This window comes from Skermanella stibiiresistens SB22 (assembly GCF_000576635.1).
Classification (GTDB): Bacteria; Pseudomonadota; Alphaproteobacteria; order Azospirillales; family Azospirillaceae; genus Skermanella; species Skermanella stibiiresistens.
Window position 1 is genome coordinate 88,516 of record NZ_AVFL01000017.1, and the last position, 17,359, is coordinate 105,874.

The window sequence follows — 17,359 nt, forward strand, 5'->3', positions numbered from 1 at the left end:
CAGGTGCCCGCGGCTCAAACCGGGATACCGATCGCGGGGCCTTCCCGACGGATCAGATCGGCCACCCTTGGCCGCAGGGTGTGGAACGCCATCAGGAAATCGCCGCAACGGTAGGTGGGCGCGGTCTCCTTGATCCGCCGGGCGTGCTCCACCGCTTGGTCGTGGCGGTCCGCCAGGGCGTCGCAGAAGGCGGCGATGGCGTGGATGTGGACATGGGCGTTGGGCCGGCGGGCGGCCCGGTCGCCCCAGTCCGCCGCTTCGCTGTAATCACCCAAGTCCAGTCGGGCGAGCGCCCGCACTCCCAGCATCCCGAACAGCAGCGGGTCGATAGGGCTGAGACGTTGCGCCAGATCGACCGCGCCGAGTGCTTCGTGGGCATCGCCGCCCTGCGCCTGGACGAAGGCGATCGTGTAGTGACCCAGCGCGAAATTCGGGTTGAGCTGGACGGCCTGTTCCAACTCCCCGACCGCGTCGTCATGGCGGTCCAGCAGCCAGAGCGCCCGCCCCAGGGCCCAATGGGACGTCGGGTCCCGCTCATCCAATGCCACGCCGCGCTCGGCGAAGCGATAGGCCCTGTCGGTCTCGCGCCGGCGATCGCCGGTCCGGTGCAGGAAGGCGTCCTGGAAATGGGTGAACGACAATCCGGCATGGGCCCGGGCGCAGATCGGATCGAGCCGCAACGCCTGCTGGAAGAATCCCCGCGCCGTCTCGTTGTCGTCGCGGGTGAACCGGAACATGTGCCAGAGGCCCCTGTGATAGGCGCCCCAGGCGTCCAGCGAGGTCACGGGCCACGCCAAGGCGTGCCGGATCTCCGCCGCCTCGATCTCGATCTCCAGCGCCGCCACGATCCGCCCGGTCAAGTCCTCCTGGACCGCGAACAGCTCGCCCAGCCGTGTGTCGAAGACATCGCCCCACACGACGGTCGCGGTCTCGGTTTCCACCAGTTCCACCGTCAGCCGGAGCCGCCCCGCGTGGGCGCGAACCGAGCCGGTTACCAGATAACGCGCGCCGAGCGTCCGGCCCACGGTGCGCGGGTCGATCTGGCCACCCCGAAACCTGAAGGACGATCCCCGGGCGATGACGAAGAGCGAACGGAGCCGCGCCAGCCGGGCCAGGATGTCGTGGGAGAGGCCATCGGCGACGCCGCCGCCATCAACCGTTCCGCCCAGCGTATCGCCCAATGTGTCGAACGGCAGCACGGCGAGCGAAGGCTTGGCCGACACGCGGCGGGGTTCGGGCTCCCGCGGGTCCGCCATTTTGATGATCGTCCCGCCGCCACGGATGTCGCGCAGCAGGTCGACGGTCCGCTCCTCCGGTTCGGCGTCGAGACGGCGGCGCACCGCCTCGGCACAGGCTTGGTACTGCCGCACGGCGTCCGACCGCCGGCCGGCTTGGGCGTGGACACGCATCAGGGCGCGGTGGGCATCCTCGCAGGCGGGATCGAGGTTCAGCCAACCCTCGGCCGCGGACGCGACGCCGTCCCAGTCTTCCAAGGCCTCGCACAGTTCGGTCAGGCGGGCGAAAACCCCCGCCGAGATCCGGGAGAACCGGGCACGCTCAGCCGCCAGCCACGCGCCGAAGTCCCCGCAGTCGCCATCCATGCCGGGCAGCAACTCGCCAACGCACAACGAAGCCGCGGCGCGTAGGCTGGCGAGTGTGCCGTCTCGGGCCAGCCGCTCGATCGCCAACGCATCCACCCGCTCGGCCGGCAGCGCGAAGGTCACGGTATCCTTGCCGGCATCGATCAGGCCGATACCCGCCGCTCCGCCCAGTTGGCGCAGTTCCAGCAGGCATTGGCGCAGGCTGTGGCGGGCGTGTCGATCGGGGCGGTCGTCCCAAAAGACACCGGCCAACCGTTCCCGCGGGACGGGGCGGGGCCCATTGAGGGCGATCCAGGCGAGCGCCATCCGCGCCTTCCGCCCAGGAGGCGCCACCATCCGGCCGTCCATGCCGGTGATCGCGAAGTCACCTATCAGCCGAAGAGTTGGTTGGTCCATCTCGCGCCAAAACGCAGCCCATTCGCCAGACGAACCATAGCACCATCCGGCCTCCGGGGCGGGTTCCCTTCAGCCGCAAAAGATCAACGCCAAAAGAGAGCGCCGGGTTTTGACGTTTTCTTGACGCTTCGGATGACGCCCGCCCGGGATCCTTCCCGTCGCGGCCCGATCCATTCGGGCAAATCTCGCGATGGAGAAGACGTCATGACCAGCCAAGTGATCGCCACACCCGCCATCCAGCCGCATAACGAGCGCGCCGCCTCCGTCTGGAGTTCGGGCGGACGGGACTACGAGGAGATCATCCGCGGCGTCCACGACGGCATCGACGCCACGGTCGCCAAGTTCGCTCCGCGAGCCGGCGAGCGCGTCCTCGATGTCGCGACGGGCACCGGCATCACCGCACGCGCCTGCGCCCGGCGCGGCGCCGCCGTCATCGGTATCGACATCGCGACGGGCTTGCTCGACGCCGCCCGGGAGTTGACCAGCGGCCTCACGGTGGACTACCGGATCGGCGACGCCGAGGCGTTGGAGTTCGAGGACGCCAGCTTCGATGCCGTGATCTCCACCTTTGGCGTCATGTTCGTCAGCCGCCCCGAAGCGGCGGCCCGCGAACTCGCCCGCGTTTGCCGGCTTGGCGGAAGATTGGCGCTCGCGACCTGGACCCCGGATGGCGCCATCGCCCGGATGTTCGGCGTGATGCGCCCCTATATGGCGGCGCCACCGGCGGTATCGCCGTTCGACTGGGGCCGCCCCGAACGGTTGGAGGAACTGCTGGGCGACGCCTTCGACCTGACCATCACAACCGAGACCAGCCACTATGTCGAGACCGGCGGCGAGGCCGCCTGGAACACCTTCATCACGGGATACGGCCCGACGCGCATGCTGGCCGCCAGCTTGGACGACGACCGCCGCGCGGCGCTGAAGCGCGACTTCGTGGCCTTCCACGAGACTTTCAGGAAGGGCCAGGGCATCCACGTGCCGCGCACCTTCGTCATCACGCTTGGCACACGCCGGTAGGACAAATCATGGTAAACTTCCACTGGCCGGCACCCAGCGAACTGGGTCCGCCGCCACTCCCACGGGGAGAGCGGCCGCAACGGCGAAACGGGATTTGGGGAGGAAAGCCATGGATGCTTTCACGCGATCGCTCGCCTTGATGAGGCGGGGCATGGGACGCGGCCGAGGGCTGGCGCTGTCGGTGGCATTGCTGCTGACCGGCGCCACGGCGCCGGTCTGGGCGGACGAGACCTGCATGTCGCCCTTCATGCCCAAGATCACGGGCCAAGAGGACTACGTCTATGTCTGGACCTTGGGTGTCGACGGCATGGGCGACGGATCGGACAAGCTGGTGACGGTCGATGTCCGTCCAGGATCCGCCACCTATGGCCAGGTGATCGCCAGCGCCTCGGTCGGGGGCCGCAACGAGGCGCATCACGGCGGGTTGACCGACGACCGTCGCTATTTCTGGACCAGCGGCCTGGATACCAGCCGCATCTTCATTTTCGACGTCCACACCGATCCGGCGCATCCGAAGCTGGATCGGACGATCGACGATTTCGTCCAGGCCACCGGCGGCGTCGTCGGTCCCCATGGAGCCTACGCCTTGCCCGGCCGCATGCTGATGTCCGGCCTGTCCAACGCCAAGGACGAGGGCGGACGCACGGCCCTGGTCGAATACACCAACGATGGCCGCTTCCTCGCCACCCACTGGATGCCAACAGCGGAGGACCCGCGCGGCGCCACGGTCGAGGGGGTCGCGGATGGCTACGGCTATGACCAGCGCGTCCTGCCGCGCAAGAACGTGATGCTGACCTCGTCCTTCACCGGCAAGGCGAACTACATGCGGGACCTGGGCGAGGTGATCAAGGACCCCGAAGCGATGAAGCGCTTCGGCCAGACGGTGGTGCTGTGGGACTTCCACGCCCGCCAGCCCAAGAAGGTGTTCAACGTTCCGGGCGCGCCCCTGGAGATTCGCTGGGCTTGGGGGCCGGAGCACAACCACGCCTTCACCACCACGGCGCTGACCTCGAAGATCTGGCTGATTTACGAGGACAAGGACGGCGAGTGGAAGGCGAAGGCGGTCGCCGACATCGGCAACCCCTCGGACATTCCGTTGCCGGTCGACATCAGCCTCAGCGCCGACGACGCCACCCTGTTCGTCGACACCTTCATGGATGGCAAGGTCCGTGTCTACGATGTCCGGGACCCGCATTCGCCCAAGCTGATCCTTGAGAAGTCGATCGGCCGCCAAGTCAACATGGTGTCCCAGTCCTGGGATGGAAAACGCGTCTACTTCACCACCTCGCTGCTCGCCAATTGGGACAAGAAGGGCGCCGACAACGACCAGTTCATCAAGGGCTACGACTGGAACGGCACGGAGTTGACGGAGCGCTTCGCCATCGATTTCACCGAAAAGAAGTTGGGCCGGCCGCACATCATGCGCTTCGGCGCCGCCAGCCTCTACACCAACTGAACCGGAGGGATCGTCATGCGTTCTTCCGTGATGCTGTTGGCCGGACTGGCCTGGCTGACCCTGGCCCTGACCGTGGCGGCCGCGGCGGATTCCGGACATAGCCACGGTGGCGGCGCGCCGGTGGCGCCGCCGCGGCCGTCCGGGTTCGACTACGATCCGCCGAAACCCGGCACCTACCAGCTTCCTCCCTTGGCGGTGGCCGCCGATGGCGTCGCCCTGGACGAGACCGGGGCCGTCCGCCACCTGAGCGAACTGATGGGGGACGGGATCACCGTCCTCAGCTTCATCTACACCCGGTGCGGCGACATCTGCCCGTTCGGCACCCAGTTGATGCGTGACCTGCACGAGGCGACCGCCGAGGATCCGGAACTGGCCGCCGGCTTGCGGCTGATCACCATGAGCTTCGACCCCGATCACGACACGCCGGAGGTCATGGCCGAGGAGGCCAAGGCCTTTCGGGATGACGGCGGGCGGGGTGAAAAGGGAGCGGACTGGCCGTTCCTGACCGCCCGCGACAAGGGTGAGTTGGGGGAGATCCTGACCGCCTACGACCAGCGGGTCCTCACCTCGGTCAATCCCGATGGTCCGCTCGCCCACCAACTCCGGGTCTACCTGATCGATCGGGAGCACAGGATCCGCAACATCTACAGCCTGGACTTCCTGGATCCCCGGCTGGTGCTGGCGGACATCCGGACCCTGCGGATGGAACCGCGGCGGCAAGCGGCGGTCAGATGATCGCCGCCAGCCGGCTGGCGGCCAGACGCAGGTCGTCACCCGTGAAGCCGGAGAAGCCGATGACCAGCCCCTGCCGCGCCGGTTCGGAGACATACATCGACGAGAGCGGCCGGGCGGCCAGTCCGACGCTTTTCGCCGCCAACGCCACCTCCGTGTCTCGGGCGCCGGTCGTCAGGTCGGCTATCAGGTGAAGACCTTGGTCGGGTACCGTGACCTCCAATCCGGGGTTGGGCCCCGACCGAAGGCCTTCGACCAAGGCGTCGCGGGCCGCCTGCGCCCGTCGGCGGGCGCGCCGGATATGGGCGGCGAAGTGCCCCTCGCGCAGCAGGTCGGTCAGCGCCGCCTCCGCCAGGGTCGGCGGATAGCGGTCGGTGCGGTTGCGCAATGCCACGACTTGGCCTAGCAGCGGCTCCGGGATGACGGCGTAGCCGATCCGCAGGCCGGGAAACAGCACCTTGGAGAAGGTCCCGACATAGATGACGCGACCGGCGTCGTCGATGCCCTGCAAGGCGGTCAGGCGCGGTCCGGCGTAGCGAAACTCGCTGTCGTAATCGTCCTCGATGATCCACGCGTCATTGCGTTTCGCCCAGTCGATCAAGGCCAGCCGGCGGCGCATCGTCATGGTGACGCCCAGCGGAAATTGGTGCGACGGCGTGACATAGGCGGCGCGGGCCTTCGGCATCAGCGCCTCGCCCCGCGCGGGGTCGAGCCCTTCCGAGTCCACCGGAACGCCGACCACCCGGACGCCCGCCCCGGTGAGGGCTTCCAGTGCCATCGGATAGCACGGGTCCTCGATCCACGCCGCGTCACCCGGCCGCAGGGCGCTCCGGATCACCAAGTCCAGCCCCTGCTGCGTGCCCGAGATGATGATGATCGAATTGACATCACAACGGACACCCCGCGCCGCCCGCAGATAGGAGACGACCGCCTCCCGAAAGCCCAGGCCGCCGCGCGGATCGCCGTAGTTGAAGTGCTCGGCCCCCGGCCGTGCCAGATGCCACGACAGCAGCGTGCGGAACGTCTTCAGCGTCCGATCGTCGGCCATGGCGGCGCCCAGCGTTCCCGGCAGGGGCGGCGGGGCTTCCGGCGCCGGTGCCGTGTCGGCGGCGGGACGCCGCAGCAAGGGAACCTGCGCGGCGACAAAGGTCCCCGAACCCGTCCGCGCCTCGGCGAAGCCATCGGCGATCAGCATCTCGAACGCCGCCACCACGGCGGCGCGCGAGACCTTCAACCCCTTCGCCAGATCGCGGCTGGGCGGCAGCTTGCCGCGCGGTGGGACGGCGCCGGATTCGATCAGCCGCCGGATGGCGTCGTATAGGGCGGCGGTGCGCGGTCCCTGGTTGGGCAGCACGGGGATGAGCGCCGACCAATCCGGTGAATTGGTCTGGATTTTCACCGATGAATTGGAGCTTTTTCGAACCAATGCCATGGCGGAGGATAGGCTCGTCAAACGCGAGAAGGCAAGACCATGTCTACCGATATCAGTTCCGATCCCGGAAGCTACCCCATCTCAGACCGCAACCGTGTCAAGCGGCTGCACGAGAGGGGAAGCTATGACCGCGCCGCCGTCCACGCCATCCTGGATGCTGGCATGCTGTGCCACGTGGCCTATGTGATCGACGGGCAGCCCTACTGCACGCCGACCCTCTACTGGCGCGAGGGCGACACCCTGTATTGGCACGGCTCGTCGGCCAGCCGGATGCTGCGCCACCTCAAGGAGGGAATTGCGGCCAACCTGACGGTGTCGCACCTGGATGGCCTGGTTCTCGCCCGCTCCGGCTTCAACCACTCGGCCAACTACCGGTCGGCGATGTGCTTCGGCACCGCCAGGATCGTCGAAGATCCGGACGAGAAGGCGGCGGCCCTGCGCGCCGTCGTGGACCGCTTCTATCCCGACCGAAGCGCCAGCCTGCGCCCGATCACGGCCCAGGAGATCAAGGCCACCACCGTGATCGGGATGGCGATCGACCAAGCCTCCGCCAAGATCCGCGCCAAGGGCGTGGCCGACGAAGAGGAGGATTACGGTCACCCCGTCTGGGCCGGCGTCCTTCCCATCCGCACCATCATCGGCGAGGAGCAACCTTGCCCGCGACTTTTGCCCGAAATCGCCAGACCGGAGGAGCTGGCGATCTACCGGGCCGGCGAAACGCTCGATCAGGCGTTGCGTGACGCCCAGCGGGCCTACGAGGCGGCGTCCTGAACCGCTCCGTCGTCGAGCGTGAACAGTTCCTGGGGGCGCTCGACGCCGCGCAGCGCGTAGCGGCCGACGGAGACGACGCGGCGACGTTCCGGGCCGCAGGCGGCGGCGAAGGTGGCGGAGATCAGGATTGGCTGGTCGAGCGACCGGCTCATGGCCTGTATGCGGCTGGCCTCGTTGACCGCCGGTCCGACCACCGTGAAGTCGAGCCGGTCCCGGCTGCCGATATTGCCGTAATGGACCTCCCCCTCGTGCAGCGCCAGGGTGAAGCCCGTCGTCGGAAGCCCCGCCGCCGATCTTGCTTCGTTGAGCGCCGCGACGGCGGCCCGCGCCGCCGACGCCGCGTCAAGCGCGCGCTGGCAGGCCTCGCAGCCACCCTTGCCGATCACGGCCAGGATGCCGTCGCCCAGAAACTTCAGCACCTCGCCGCCGTGCCCGTGGACGACGCCGACCAGACAGTCGGCGTAGGCGTTCAGCAGGTCCAGCAGTTGATCGCGCGGCAAGGTGTCTGCGAGGCGGGTGAAGCCGGTCAGGTCGCTGAACCACAGCACCTTACGCACCGTCTTGACCTTGCCGCGCTCGATGTCGCCGCGCAGCACACGGTTGGCGACGTCCTCGCCCATATACGTGCGCGCCACGACGCGGGCGACGTTTACGGTCATGGCGGCCTTGTAGGCGAGGGCGAAGACCGGCATCGTCTCGCGGATCAGGTCCATCCCGGCTTGCTGGAAGCCCACTGGGTCGCGGGTCGTCCACGATAGCGCCACACCCTGTGTCTCGCCCAGCGCCGCCCCGGCGCCATAGTCGATGATGATCGACCAGTAGTCGGTTCCCCCTTGGGCCGCCAAGTCGGCCAGGAGGGGGAATTGATCCGCGCCCTCACCCAGATACAGTTTGCGGCGCATTTCGGGCTGTTCGTTCTCGATCATCCAGCGCCACGTGCTGTTGAGCCAGCTATCCCGCCGCTCGCGCGATTCCTCGCGGTGGAAGTGCTCCTCGTGGACGCCGATGCCGGCGAACCAGCGATGGCCCTGGGCGTCGATCAGCGGGTGGAGCGTGTCCGCGCCGACCGACGCCCGCCAGATCGGGACGCCGGCTTGGACCAGCCGTTCGCAATATCCCGTCACGAGCTCGCCCTCGCCGACGCCCGCCAGACCCGCCTTGATGATCCAGGCCTTGATCCCCTCGCTCGCATCCATCAAGCGGCCCATCCTCCCCGAAGATCCGAAGAAGACGACAACAGATCACGAACGGCGGCCCAGGTCCAGATCACCGGCGCCGAAGCGCCGGGATCGGGTCGCCGCGTGGATCAATGCTGGCCCATCGCCACCGAGGGCAGCCAGAGGCTCAAGGCCGGGAAGAAGGTGATCAGCATCAGCACGAAGACCGCCGTCAGGAAGAACGGCATCATCTCCGCCGTCGCCACGCGCAGCGGCACCTTGGCGATCATCGCGGCGATGTTGGTGCAGATCGCGACCGGCGGCGTGATCAGCCCGATCACCAGGTTGACCGACATGATCACCGAGAAGTGGGCCGGGTCGATCCCCAGGGTGGTCGCCACCGGGAAGAGCACGGGGACCAGCATGACCAGCGCCGGGGCGTTCTCCATGAAGGTGCCGATGAACAGCAGCAGCACGTTGACCAGCAGCAGGAAGACCAGCGGGTTGTCCGACACCGACAGCATCAGCTCGGCCATCGTCTGCGGGATGTTCTCGTAGGCCAGCAGCCAGGACACCACCTGCGCGCCACCCAGCACGATCATCACGACGGCGGTGGAGCGGCCGGCCGACACCAGGCAACCGTAGATCTTCTCGAGGTTCAGCTCGCGGTAGACGAACAGGCCGACGAACAGGGCGTAGAAGATCGCGACGGCCGAGCATTCGGTCACGTTGAAGACGCCGGACCGGATGCCGCCGATGATCAGCAGGGGCATCAGCAGCGCCCAGACGGCCTTCCGCATGCTGGTCATGACTTGGCGGAAAGATTGGGCCGCGTGGGTCGGATAGTTGCGGCGGCGGCTGATCCAGGTCGCCATGACCAGCATGGCGGCGCTGTAGACGAACCCCGGGATCACGGCGGCCAGGAACAGCTTGGTGATCGACTGGCTGGTCAGCACGCCGATCAGGATGAAGGTGATCGACGGCGGGATGATCGGTCCGACGACGTTGGCGGCGGCGGTCAGCGCCGCCGAGAAGCCGGCGCCGTAGCCCGCCCGCACCATCCCGGGGATCAGGACCTTGCCGAGCGCGCTGGTGTCCGCGACCGCCGATCCGGAGATGCCGGCCAGCACGGTGGCGGACACGACGTTGCTCATGGCGAGACCGCCGCGGAAACGGCCGACCAGCGCGTTGGTGAAGTCGAGCAGGCGCGTGGTCATGCCGCCCGCCGTCATCAGGTCACCCGCCAGCAGGAAGAAGGGGACCGCCAACAGCGTGAAGCTGTCCATCCCCGACATCACCTGCTGCGGCACGCTCATCAGGTTGATGCCCATCAGCCAGACCACCGTCATGGCGGGCATGATCAGGGCGAAGGCCACGGGCATGCTGAGCAGCAGGCCGATGACGAGCAGGACGCTGAGGGTTCCGATCAGGCTCATCGGTCGTCACTCCTTGTGTAGGACATCTTCCGTGCCCTCTTCCGTGGCGCGGAAGGGAGCGCCGGCGATCCGGGCCAGGACCAGCATGAACGCGGTCAGGGTGGCGCCGACGGGAATGGCGGCGTAGATCCAGCCCTTGGAGATGCCGAGCGTCGCCGTCTGCTGGGCGCCCATCATGGTCGACAGCTGCGCGCCGTACCAGGTCAGCAGCGCCAGGGTCGCCACCAGGCAGATGTCGCGCACCCACAGCAGGACGGAGGCCGCCGCCGGGGGCAGGCGGTCGAGCAGGGCGGTGACCGACATGTGGCCGCCCCGCCGCAGCACGCCGGCGCAGCCGATCATGGTCACCCAGATCATCAGGTAGCGCGACAGTTCCTCCGACCAGCCCGGCGCGCTGTCGAACACGTAGCGGCCGACCACCTGCCAGCACACGGTGACCGCCATGACCAGGATCATGGCGCCGACCAGCGCGTCCAGCACCCGCTCCAGCCCGATCGCGAACCTGTCGGCCCGCGCCCGCCGGGGCGACGGCGCTCGCGCGCCGCAGCCGTCGGACAGGGTGTCGGTCCTCCCGATCATTGAACCGAACCGATCCGGGTGATCCAGTCGCCGAACTCGGGGAACTGCTTGGGCAGGTCGGCCAGCTTGGCCTGGAAGGCCGCGCGGTCGACGGTGTTGAACCTCATGCCCTTGCCCTCGAGCTTGGTCTTGAGTTCGGATTCGGCCTTGGCCATGCGGTCGGTCGCCTCCAGCATGATCCTCTCGCCCTCCTCCTTCAGGATCTTCTGCGTTTCTGCGGGAAACGATTTGAAGCGCATGTCGGAGTAGATGAAGGTATAGGCGCCGATCACGTGGGCGGTTTCCGCCAGGTTCTTCTGCACCTCGTAGAGCTTCAGGTTGTCGATGATCTCAAGCGGGTTCTCCTGCCCGTCGACGACACCCTGCTGGAGCGACGTGAACAACTCCGCGACGCCCATCGGGACGGGGCTGGCGCCGAGATATTCCCAGGTCAGGCGGTTGCTCTTGATCGGCGGCACCCGCAGCTTCAGGCCCTTCAGATCGGCGACGTCGGTGATCGGCCGGTTGGTCGACAGGTGCCGGGCGCCGCGATAACCGGCGCCGATGATGCGGAACTTGGTCTTCGTGGCGATCTCGTCGAACAGTTCGGCGCCCATCGGCCCGTAGTAGACCTTGCGGAAGTGGTCTAGGTCGCGGACCAGGTACGGATAGGCCTCGATGCCGGCGAACGGGTCGTAGCGGTCGAGCGTGCCGATGCTCTGGAGCACGATGTCGTTGGTGCCGATCAGCAGGCCCTCGATCGACTGCGGCCAGTCGCCGGTCGAGCCGGAATGGGCGATCTGGATCTTGATCTTGCCGCCACTCCGCTCCGATACCGCCTTGGCGTAGGCCTCCGCCGTCTCGTACCAGATGTTTCCGGGCGTGAAGATGTGGGCCATCCGCAGCGTCTGGCTGGCGGCCGGGACCACGAGGGCGCCGGCCACGGCGCCGAGCGCCGCGAAGAACGTGACAATCCGTTTCATCGTTTCCTCCTGGGAAATATTTTCTTCGTTTTGATGGGGTCGCCGGAGCGGAACCGCCGCTCAGCCGCAGCGGACGTGCATGCCGCCGTCGACCAGCAACTCGATGCCGTTGATGAACTTCGCGTCGTCGGACGCCAGGAACGCGGCGGCGTTGGCGATGTCCCAGCCGTCGCCCATGCGTCCGGTTGGCGACAGCTTGTGCCGGGCCTCGACCATCTCGCCGACATCCTTGTAGAAGCCGGAGATCTGCTGGTAGATGTGCGGCGTGTCCATCAGGCCGGGCAGGATGCAGTTGGACCGGATGCCCTTGGGCGCGTACTGGATCGCGAGCCCCTTGGTGAACATGTTCACCGCGCCCTTGGACGCGTAATAGGCGCTATAGGCGTAGCCGGTCCACCTGACGCTCGCCAGCGACGAGATGTTGGTGATGACGCCGGAGCCCTGCTCCTCCATCAGCGGTAGCACGCACTTGCAGGTCAGGAACATGCTCTTGACGTTGACCGTCATGACGCGGTCCCAGACCTCCTCGCTGGTCTCGACCGGTCCACCCTGCGAGGTGATGCCGACATTGTTGTGCAGGATGTCGATGCGGCCGAAAGCCTTGACCGCCTCGTCCACCGCCCGCCGCACGTCGTCGAGCGCCGTCACGTTGGCGCCGACCGAGATCGCCTCGCCGCCTTCGGAGCCGATGATGTCGCGCGTCGCATCCGCGGCGGCTTGCTGGATGTCCACCGCGACGACCTTGGCGCCCGCCCTGGCATACGCCACCGCCGACGCCTTGCCGTTGCCCCAGCCTTCGCCGACCGATCCGGCACCGAAGACGATCGCGACCTTGTCCTGAAGTTTGTTGGTCATCTTTCCGCTTTTCCCTGGGATGCGCGAGGGGCGGGAAGGAGCTGGCGCGACGGAACTCCGGCATGGATCATCTGACAAATATATGGTTGGACATATGATGTCATAAGCGATGTGAATGTGCCGTTCAGCCGCGCGGCAGGCATGATTCTGCCCATTCCGCTATTTCCTCCCCTCACATGCGCGACACCATGCCTCGGCTTGGTGCCGCCCTTTCGCCTTGACGGCGTTAAATGGCAAGAGACATCATACCTCGTGGCGGGTCAAGCCGGATTCTACAGCATCACTAATGCTTCGATAGCCCAATCAATCCAGGAAATCGGGACGCCGACGATGAGCGTGGATGACGTCATGGCCTCGGCCACACCGGTCACTGGCAAAGGCTCGGCGGTCCAGGCGGTCCTAACCTTCATCCAGGACGGCCTCCGGAACGGCAGTCTGCCGTCCAGCGCCCAGCTGCCGACGGAAGGTGAGATCGCGGCCGCGGTGGGGGTCAGCCGCACGCCGGTCCGCGAGGCGATCAAGGCCCTGGAGGCGGTGGGCGTCGTGGAGATCCGGCGCGGGATCGGGACCTTCATGCGGCCGCAAGCCGCGGGGGCGCTGGGACAGCTTTTGGTGTTCCAATCGCATCTCCGCGCCACCACCCCGGCCGAGTTGATGGAAACCCGGCTGATGGTGGAGCGCACCGCCGCGGAGCTGGCTGCCCGCAACCGCACGGAGGCGGACTTGGCGCGCCTCCAGGAGGTCAACGCCACCCTGCGCCGGAAGTCCGCCGACCCCGCCGCCCCGCTGGATGACCTGCTCGCCGCCGACCTCGCCTTCCATCACACGGTCTACGACATCTGCGGCAACCACCTCGTGGCATCACTTGGCCGCTTCGTCACGACCGAGGCGTCACCCTGGATCCGGGAAAGCCTGCGGCGCGGCGGAGGCGAGCGCGCGGCGCGCAACCATGACCTCGTCATAGGCATGATAGAGGCGCGCAACCAGAACGGCGCGCGGGAAGCGGTCTCGGACCGCGCCGTGGCCGACGGGCTGAAGGACTTCCAACTCACCCTCGACACCTCGACTACAGTGGCGCCCCCAGTGGCACCCCCAGTGGCGACCCTGGGGGAAGACCAAGCCACCCGGCCGGGACGCCGCCCCCCGAGGACACGCCAACGGCTTCCGCTGACCTAAGGAACAAGACGCGCCAGCGAGGTGGTGTTCACCCGGCCGGGGACTTCGCCGGCACGCGCGCCCCGAAGCGCAGGCCATCGACAAGCAACGCCACCATACGCCGCGCCTCCGCGGTGTCACCATCGCTCGCGGGCGCCGCCAGCCGCATCGCCGCCATCAGCAACTCGCGGGCGTCCACGTCGGAGCGTATCTTTCCGGCCAACACCGCGGCGTCGAGCAGCCCGCGCAAGGCGGGCGTCAGCTGGCCCAGGACATGGTTCGGCAGCGCTTGGTAAGCGGGGTCGCCCGAGTGGAGCGCTGACCCCAGGCCGCGCTTCGTGCCCACGAGATCCACGAGGCGCTGAACCCAGGCCGCCAGCGCGTCACCCGGCGGCTGGGTTTTGCCGAGCGTCGCGGCCGCCTCCACGCAGTCGTGGACCTCGCGCTGGATGATGGCTTTGATCAGGTCCGAGCGCTGTGGAAAGTGCCGGTACAGGGTGCCGACACCGACGCCCGCCTCGGCCGCGATCGTCCGCATCGGCGCATCCACTCCCACCTTGTCGAACACCGTCAGGGCCGCCCGAAGCAGGGCATCGACGTTGCGGCGGGCATCGGCCCGCATCGGTCGATCGTGCTCGTCCCGCGCCTCCGGAGACTCGGAATCTTTTTCCACCACCAAAACTATCCCTTGCTAAATGGAACAACGTTCCATATAAACGGACGCTAGTTCCGCTTCACATATAGAGGGTTTGCTGGAACTCCGCCAGCCCCCAGGGAGAAGACCATGCGTCACCGCCCGCTCGGCCGCACCGGCATCCATGTCAGCCCCTATTGCCTAGGCGCCATGATGTTCGGGAAAGTGGCCAACGCCGATCATGACGAGTGCGTTCGCATCGTCCACAAGGCCCTCGACTTCGGCATCAACTTCATCGACACCGCCGATGCCTATAGCCAGGGTGATTCCGAGGTCATCGTCGGCAAGGCGTTGAAGGGACGGCGGGATCATGTCGTGCTCGCCACCAAGGCTTCCCTGCCGATGGGCGACGATCCGAACCAGTGCGGCGGTTCGCGGCGCTGGATCACGCGCGCCGTCGAGGATTCGCTGCGACGCCTCCAGACGGATCATATCGACGTGTACCAGATCCACCGGCCGTCGCCGGAAACCGATGTGGAGGAAACGCTGTCGGTGCTCACCGACCTGACGCGGGCGGGCAAGATCCGCGCGTTCGGGGCGTCGACCTTTCCCGCGTCCGACATCGTGGAGGCACAGTGGATCGCCGAACGCCGTGGGTTGGCGCGCTTCCGTACCGAACAGCCGCCCTATTCGATCCTCAACCGGTCGATCGAGCGCGAGGTGCTTCCGACCTGCCAACGTTTCGGAATGGGCGTGATGGCTTGGAGCCCGCTGGCGAAGGGCATGCTCACCGGCAAGTACCGGAAGGGCGAGCGGCAGCCGGACTCGCTGCGGGTGAAGTTCTTCCCGAAGGCGATGTCCGACGAAGGAAGCCTCAACGCGGTCGAGAAGTTGATTCCAGTGGCGGAAAGCGCTGGCATCTCACTGATGCACATGGCGCTGGCCTTCGTGGTATCGCATCCGGCGCTCACCGCGGCGATCATCGGCCCGCGCACCCTGGAGCAACTCGACGGCCTGCTGGCCGGCGCGGAGGTGGTGCTGACGGACGAGATCCTGGATCGGATTGACGGGATCGTGCCGCCGGGTGTCGATGTGGCTCCGCTCGAGAGAGCGGCCTACTCGCCGCCATCGATCATCCAGACGGCATCACGCCGTCGTCCGATCGTGGAGCGGGCGGCCGCCTGACGCGGGCGGATGGCCGCGACTTCCTCGGCGCCCTCACGCGAGGCCACCGATGAAAGCCGCGGCTTCGGAAGTTCAGGCGGCCCGGATGGTGGCGATGAAGTTGGCCACCTCGGCCCGCAGCTTCTCCGCCTCCCGCGCCAGTCCCTCGGACGCCCCGAGGACCTGGGAGGCCGCGGTGCCGGTCTCGCTGGCGGCTTCGGTCACGCCGCCGATATTGGCCGAGACCTCCTCCGTGCCGCGCGCCGCCTGGCCGATGTTGGACGAGATGTCCCGCGTGGCGGCACCCTGCTCCTCGATCGCGGAGGCGATGGTCGTGGTGATCTCGTTCATCCGGCCGATGACCTTGCCGATGCCCTCGATCGCCACCTGGGCGCCGCCGGTGGCGCCTTGGATCTCCTTGACCTTCGCTTGGATATCCTCGGTCGCCTTGGCGGTCTGGGTCGCCAAGGTCTTGACCTCGCTCGCGACGATGGCGAAGCCCTTGCCGGCTTCTCCGGCGCGCGCGGCCTCGATCGTGGCGTTCAACGCCAGCAGGTTGGTCTGGCCCGCGATGCTGTTGATCAGCTCCACCACCTGACCAATCTCATCCGCAGCCCGCACCAGCGACCCCATCGTCCCATTGGTCCGCTCGGCCCGCGTCACCGCCTCGCTGGCGACTTGGCTGGATATGGTGATCTGGCGGCCAATCTCCGCGATGGAGGACGACAATTCCTCGGTCGCCGCCGCCACGGTCTGGACATTGGCGGAGGCTTGTCCCGACGCCGCGGCCACCGCCGTCGCCTGGTGGCTGGTCGTGTCGGCGGTGTCGGTCATCACGGTCGCGGTGTTCCGCATTTCGGTCGCGGCGGAGGCCACGGCCTCCACGATGCCCTTCACGTTATCCTCGAACCGATCGGCCATCCGTGCCATCGCGGCCTTGCCCTCGCGCTCCGCCTCGGCCTTCGCCAAATCCCGCTCCGCCTCCATCCGCCGCTTGTCGAGCCCATTCTCCTTGAAGACCCGTACGGCACGGGCCATGGCGCCGATCTCGTCGGCCCGGTCCGTCCACGCGACATCGACCGTCAGATCACCCTCCGACAACCGCTCCATCGCTACGCCGATCGCCTTGAGGGGGCGGAACAGGATGCGTCCTAGCAACAGGCAGAGGCACGCCATCACCACCGTGACGACGGCGCTTATGGCGGCCACCCATTCGCTGGTGGCGTCGACCTCGGCGAAGAAGTCCGCCTTGGGCAGACCGACATAGAGCACGCCGATCACATCGCCCTTGGCGTTCTTGATCGGGTCGTAGGCGGTGAAATAGGCGGTGCCCAGGATATCGGCCTCGCCCCGGAAGGGAACACCGCGCTTCAGCACCGCGTCATGAACGGGACCGGGAGCCAGCTTGGTTCCGACCGCCCGGGTGCCGTCGGACTTCTGGACATTGGTCGCCACCCGCGTGTCGCCCAGGAAGATCGTGGCGGTGCCGCCGACCAAACTCTTGACGCGATCGACCGGATCGAAGAAGCCATTCAAGGCGGTGTCACCCGCCAGCAGCTTGTCGTCCTTGACCTGGAACTCGCTCCCATACTGGCGCAGCACGTCCCACGCCACGCGCATGGTCGACTCCTGCCTGTCTTGTGCGAGGCCCTCGGCGTAATCGCGTTGCGCCTTGTCATTGAATAGGTAGATGACGAAGCCAAGCGTCGCCAGGGCGGCGATGACCATGGTGGCTACTTTGGTCGACAGCGACAGTCTACGAAGAATCATACTCTCCACCTCCACCTGAAATCCCCGTTTCGTCTTCAGATCGCACCAGGACGGATCAGGCGAGGAAGTGATATCTCGCCACCGACTGGTTCGACAGTTTTGGGCGGCTGGATATTTGCAAAATCGATATCAGCTCATCTTGGGAAGCGAAGTATCATCAGGTCGGATAATCCGACTTCGCGGTTTATTGCTTCCACTAAGCAATATAAAGAAATTCAGATATAAATGAAGTTGAATTTGTT

General features: G+C 67.0%; 15 protein-coding genes. 6 read left to right on the forward strand and 9 right to left on the reverse strand.

All coding sequences use genetic code 11. The features are described from left to right. Positions 1-14 precede the first annotated feature (14 nt). Positions 15-1,997: a BTAD domain-containing putative transcriptional regulator gene (locus N825_RS21355; RefSeq protein ID WP_051512721.1), complete on the reverse strand. Its 1,983-nt coding sequence runs from the start codon at positions 1,995-1,997 to the stop codon at positions 15-17. Between the two features lie 204 nt (positions 1,998-2,201). Here N825_RS21355 and N825_RS21360 point away from each other — a divergent pair, with 204 nt between their 5' ends. From N825_RS21360 to N825_RS21370, 3 genes are all read left to right on the forward strand, one after another. Further along, complete coding sequence (locus N825_RS21360; RefSeq protein WP_037456741.1) at positions 2,202-3,014, forward strand: class I SAM-dependent methyltransferase; 813 nt, start codon at positions 2,202-2,204, stop codon at positions 3,012-3,014. A 109-nt stretch (positions 3,015-3,123) separates the two neighbouring features. Then, positions 3,124-4,470 carry a methanethiol oxidase gene (gene mtoX / locus N825_RS21365; protein ID WP_281174372.1) on the forward strand — a complete coding sequence of 449 codons (1,347 nt, stop codon included), beginning with the start codon at positions 3,124-3,126 and terminating at the stop codon, positions 4,468-4,470. Positions 4,471-4,485: 15 nt separating this feature from the next. Beyond that, positions 4,486-5,205 carry an SCO family protein gene (locus N825_RS21370; RefSeq protein WP_084164943.1) on the forward strand — a complete coding sequence of 240 codons (720 nt, stop codon included), beginning with the start codon at positions 4,486-4,488 and terminating at the stop codon, positions 5,203-5,205. On the opposite strand, the gene pdxR is transcribed toward N825_RS21370, so the two are convergent. Continuing rightward, positions 5,198-6,601: a MocR-like pyridoxine biosynthesis transcription factor PdxR gene (pdxR, locus tag N825_RS21375; protein WP_198038806.1), complete on the reverse strand. Its 1,404-nt coding sequence runs from the start codon at positions 6,599-6,601 to the stop codon at positions 5,198-5,200. The genes N825_RS21370 and pdxR overlap by 8 nt on opposite strands. A 72-nt stretch (positions 6,602-6,673) precedes the next feature. Here pdxR and N825_RS21380 point away from each other — a divergent pair, with 72 nt between their 5' ends. Continuing rightward, a complete protein-coding gene (locus N825_RS21380; protein ID WP_037456749.1) occupies positions 6,674-7,405 on the forward strand; it encodes a pyridoxamine 5'-phosphate oxidase family protein in 732 nt (243 codons plus the stop codon). On the opposite strand, the gene N825_RS21385 is transcribed toward N825_RS21380, so the two are convergent. From N825_RS21385 to N825_RS21405, 5 genes are all read right to left on the reverse strand, one after another. Beyond that, complete coding sequence (locus N825_RS21385) at positions 7,387-8,601, reverse strand: adenylate/guanylate cyclase domain-containing protein (RefSeq protein WP_037456928.1); 1,215 nt, start codon at positions 8,599-8,601, stop codon at positions 7,387-7,389. The two genes, N825_RS21380 and N825_RS21385, sit on opposite strands and share 19 nt — an antisense overlap. Before the next feature lie 110 nt (positions 8,602-8,711). Continuing rightward, a complete protein-coding gene (locus N825_RS21390) occupies positions 8,712-9,998 on the reverse strand; it encodes a TRAP transporter large permease (protein ID WP_037456752.1) in 1,287 nt (428 codons plus the stop codon). Positions 9,999-10,004: 6 nt separating this feature from the next. Beyond that, positions 10,005-10,577, reverse strand: a complete 573-nt coding sequence (locus tag N825_RS21395) for a TRAP transporter small permease (RefSeq protein ID WP_051512723.1) — start codon at positions 10,575-10,577, stop codon at positions 10,005-10,007. Further along, the gene (locus N825_RS21400; protein ID WP_037456754.1) at positions 10,574-11,539 is read right to left on the reverse strand and encodes a TRAP transporter substrate-binding protein; all 966 of its coding nucleotides are present in this window, start codon (positions 11,537-11,539) and stop codon (positions 10,574-10,576) included. Before N825_RS21400 ends, N825_RS21395 begins: the two co-directional genes overlap by 4 nt. A 60-nt stretch (positions 11,540-11,599) precedes the next feature. Then, on the reverse strand, positions 11,600-12,394 hold the full coding sequence (locus N825_RS21405) for an SDR family NAD(P)-dependent oxidoreductase (RefSeq protein WP_037456756.1): 795 nt from the start codon (positions 12,392-12,394) through the stop codon (positions 11,600-11,602). Between the two features lie 330 nt (positions 12,395-12,724). Here N825_RS21405 and N825_RS36755 point away from each other — a divergent pair, with 330 nt between their 5' ends. Next, a complete protein-coding gene (locus N825_RS36755) occupies positions 12,725-13,570 on the forward strand; it encodes a FadR/GntR family transcriptional regulator (protein WP_051512724.1) in 846 nt (281 codons plus the stop codon). A 28-nt stretch (positions 13,571-13,598) separates the two neighbouring features. Here the strand turns inward: N825_RS36755 and N825_RS21415 are convergent, their stop codons facing one another. Further along, positions 13,599-14,222, reverse strand: coding sequence for a TetR/AcrR family transcriptional regulator (locus N825_RS21415; RefSeq protein ID WP_245613192.1), 624 nt, complete (start codon positions 14,220-14,222; stop codon positions 13,599-13,601). Between the two features lie 111 nt (positions 14,223-14,333). On the opposite strand from N825_RS21415, the gene N825_RS21420 reads away from it, so the two are divergent. Further along, entirely contained in the window at positions 14,334-15,368 is a 1,035-nt protein-coding gene (locus tag N825_RS21420) for an aldo/keto reductase (RefSeq protein WP_037456760.1), read from the forward strand. A gap of 72 nt (positions 15,369-15,440) precedes the next feature. On the opposite strand, the gene N825_RS21425 is transcribed toward N825_RS21420, so the two are convergent. Further along, positions 15,441-17,117, reverse strand: a complete 1,677-nt coding sequence (locus tag N825_RS21425; protein WP_037456761.1) for a methyl-accepting chemotaxis protein — start codon at positions 17,115-17,117, stop codon at positions 15,441-15,443. Positions 17,118-17,359: the final 242 nt, after the last annotated feature.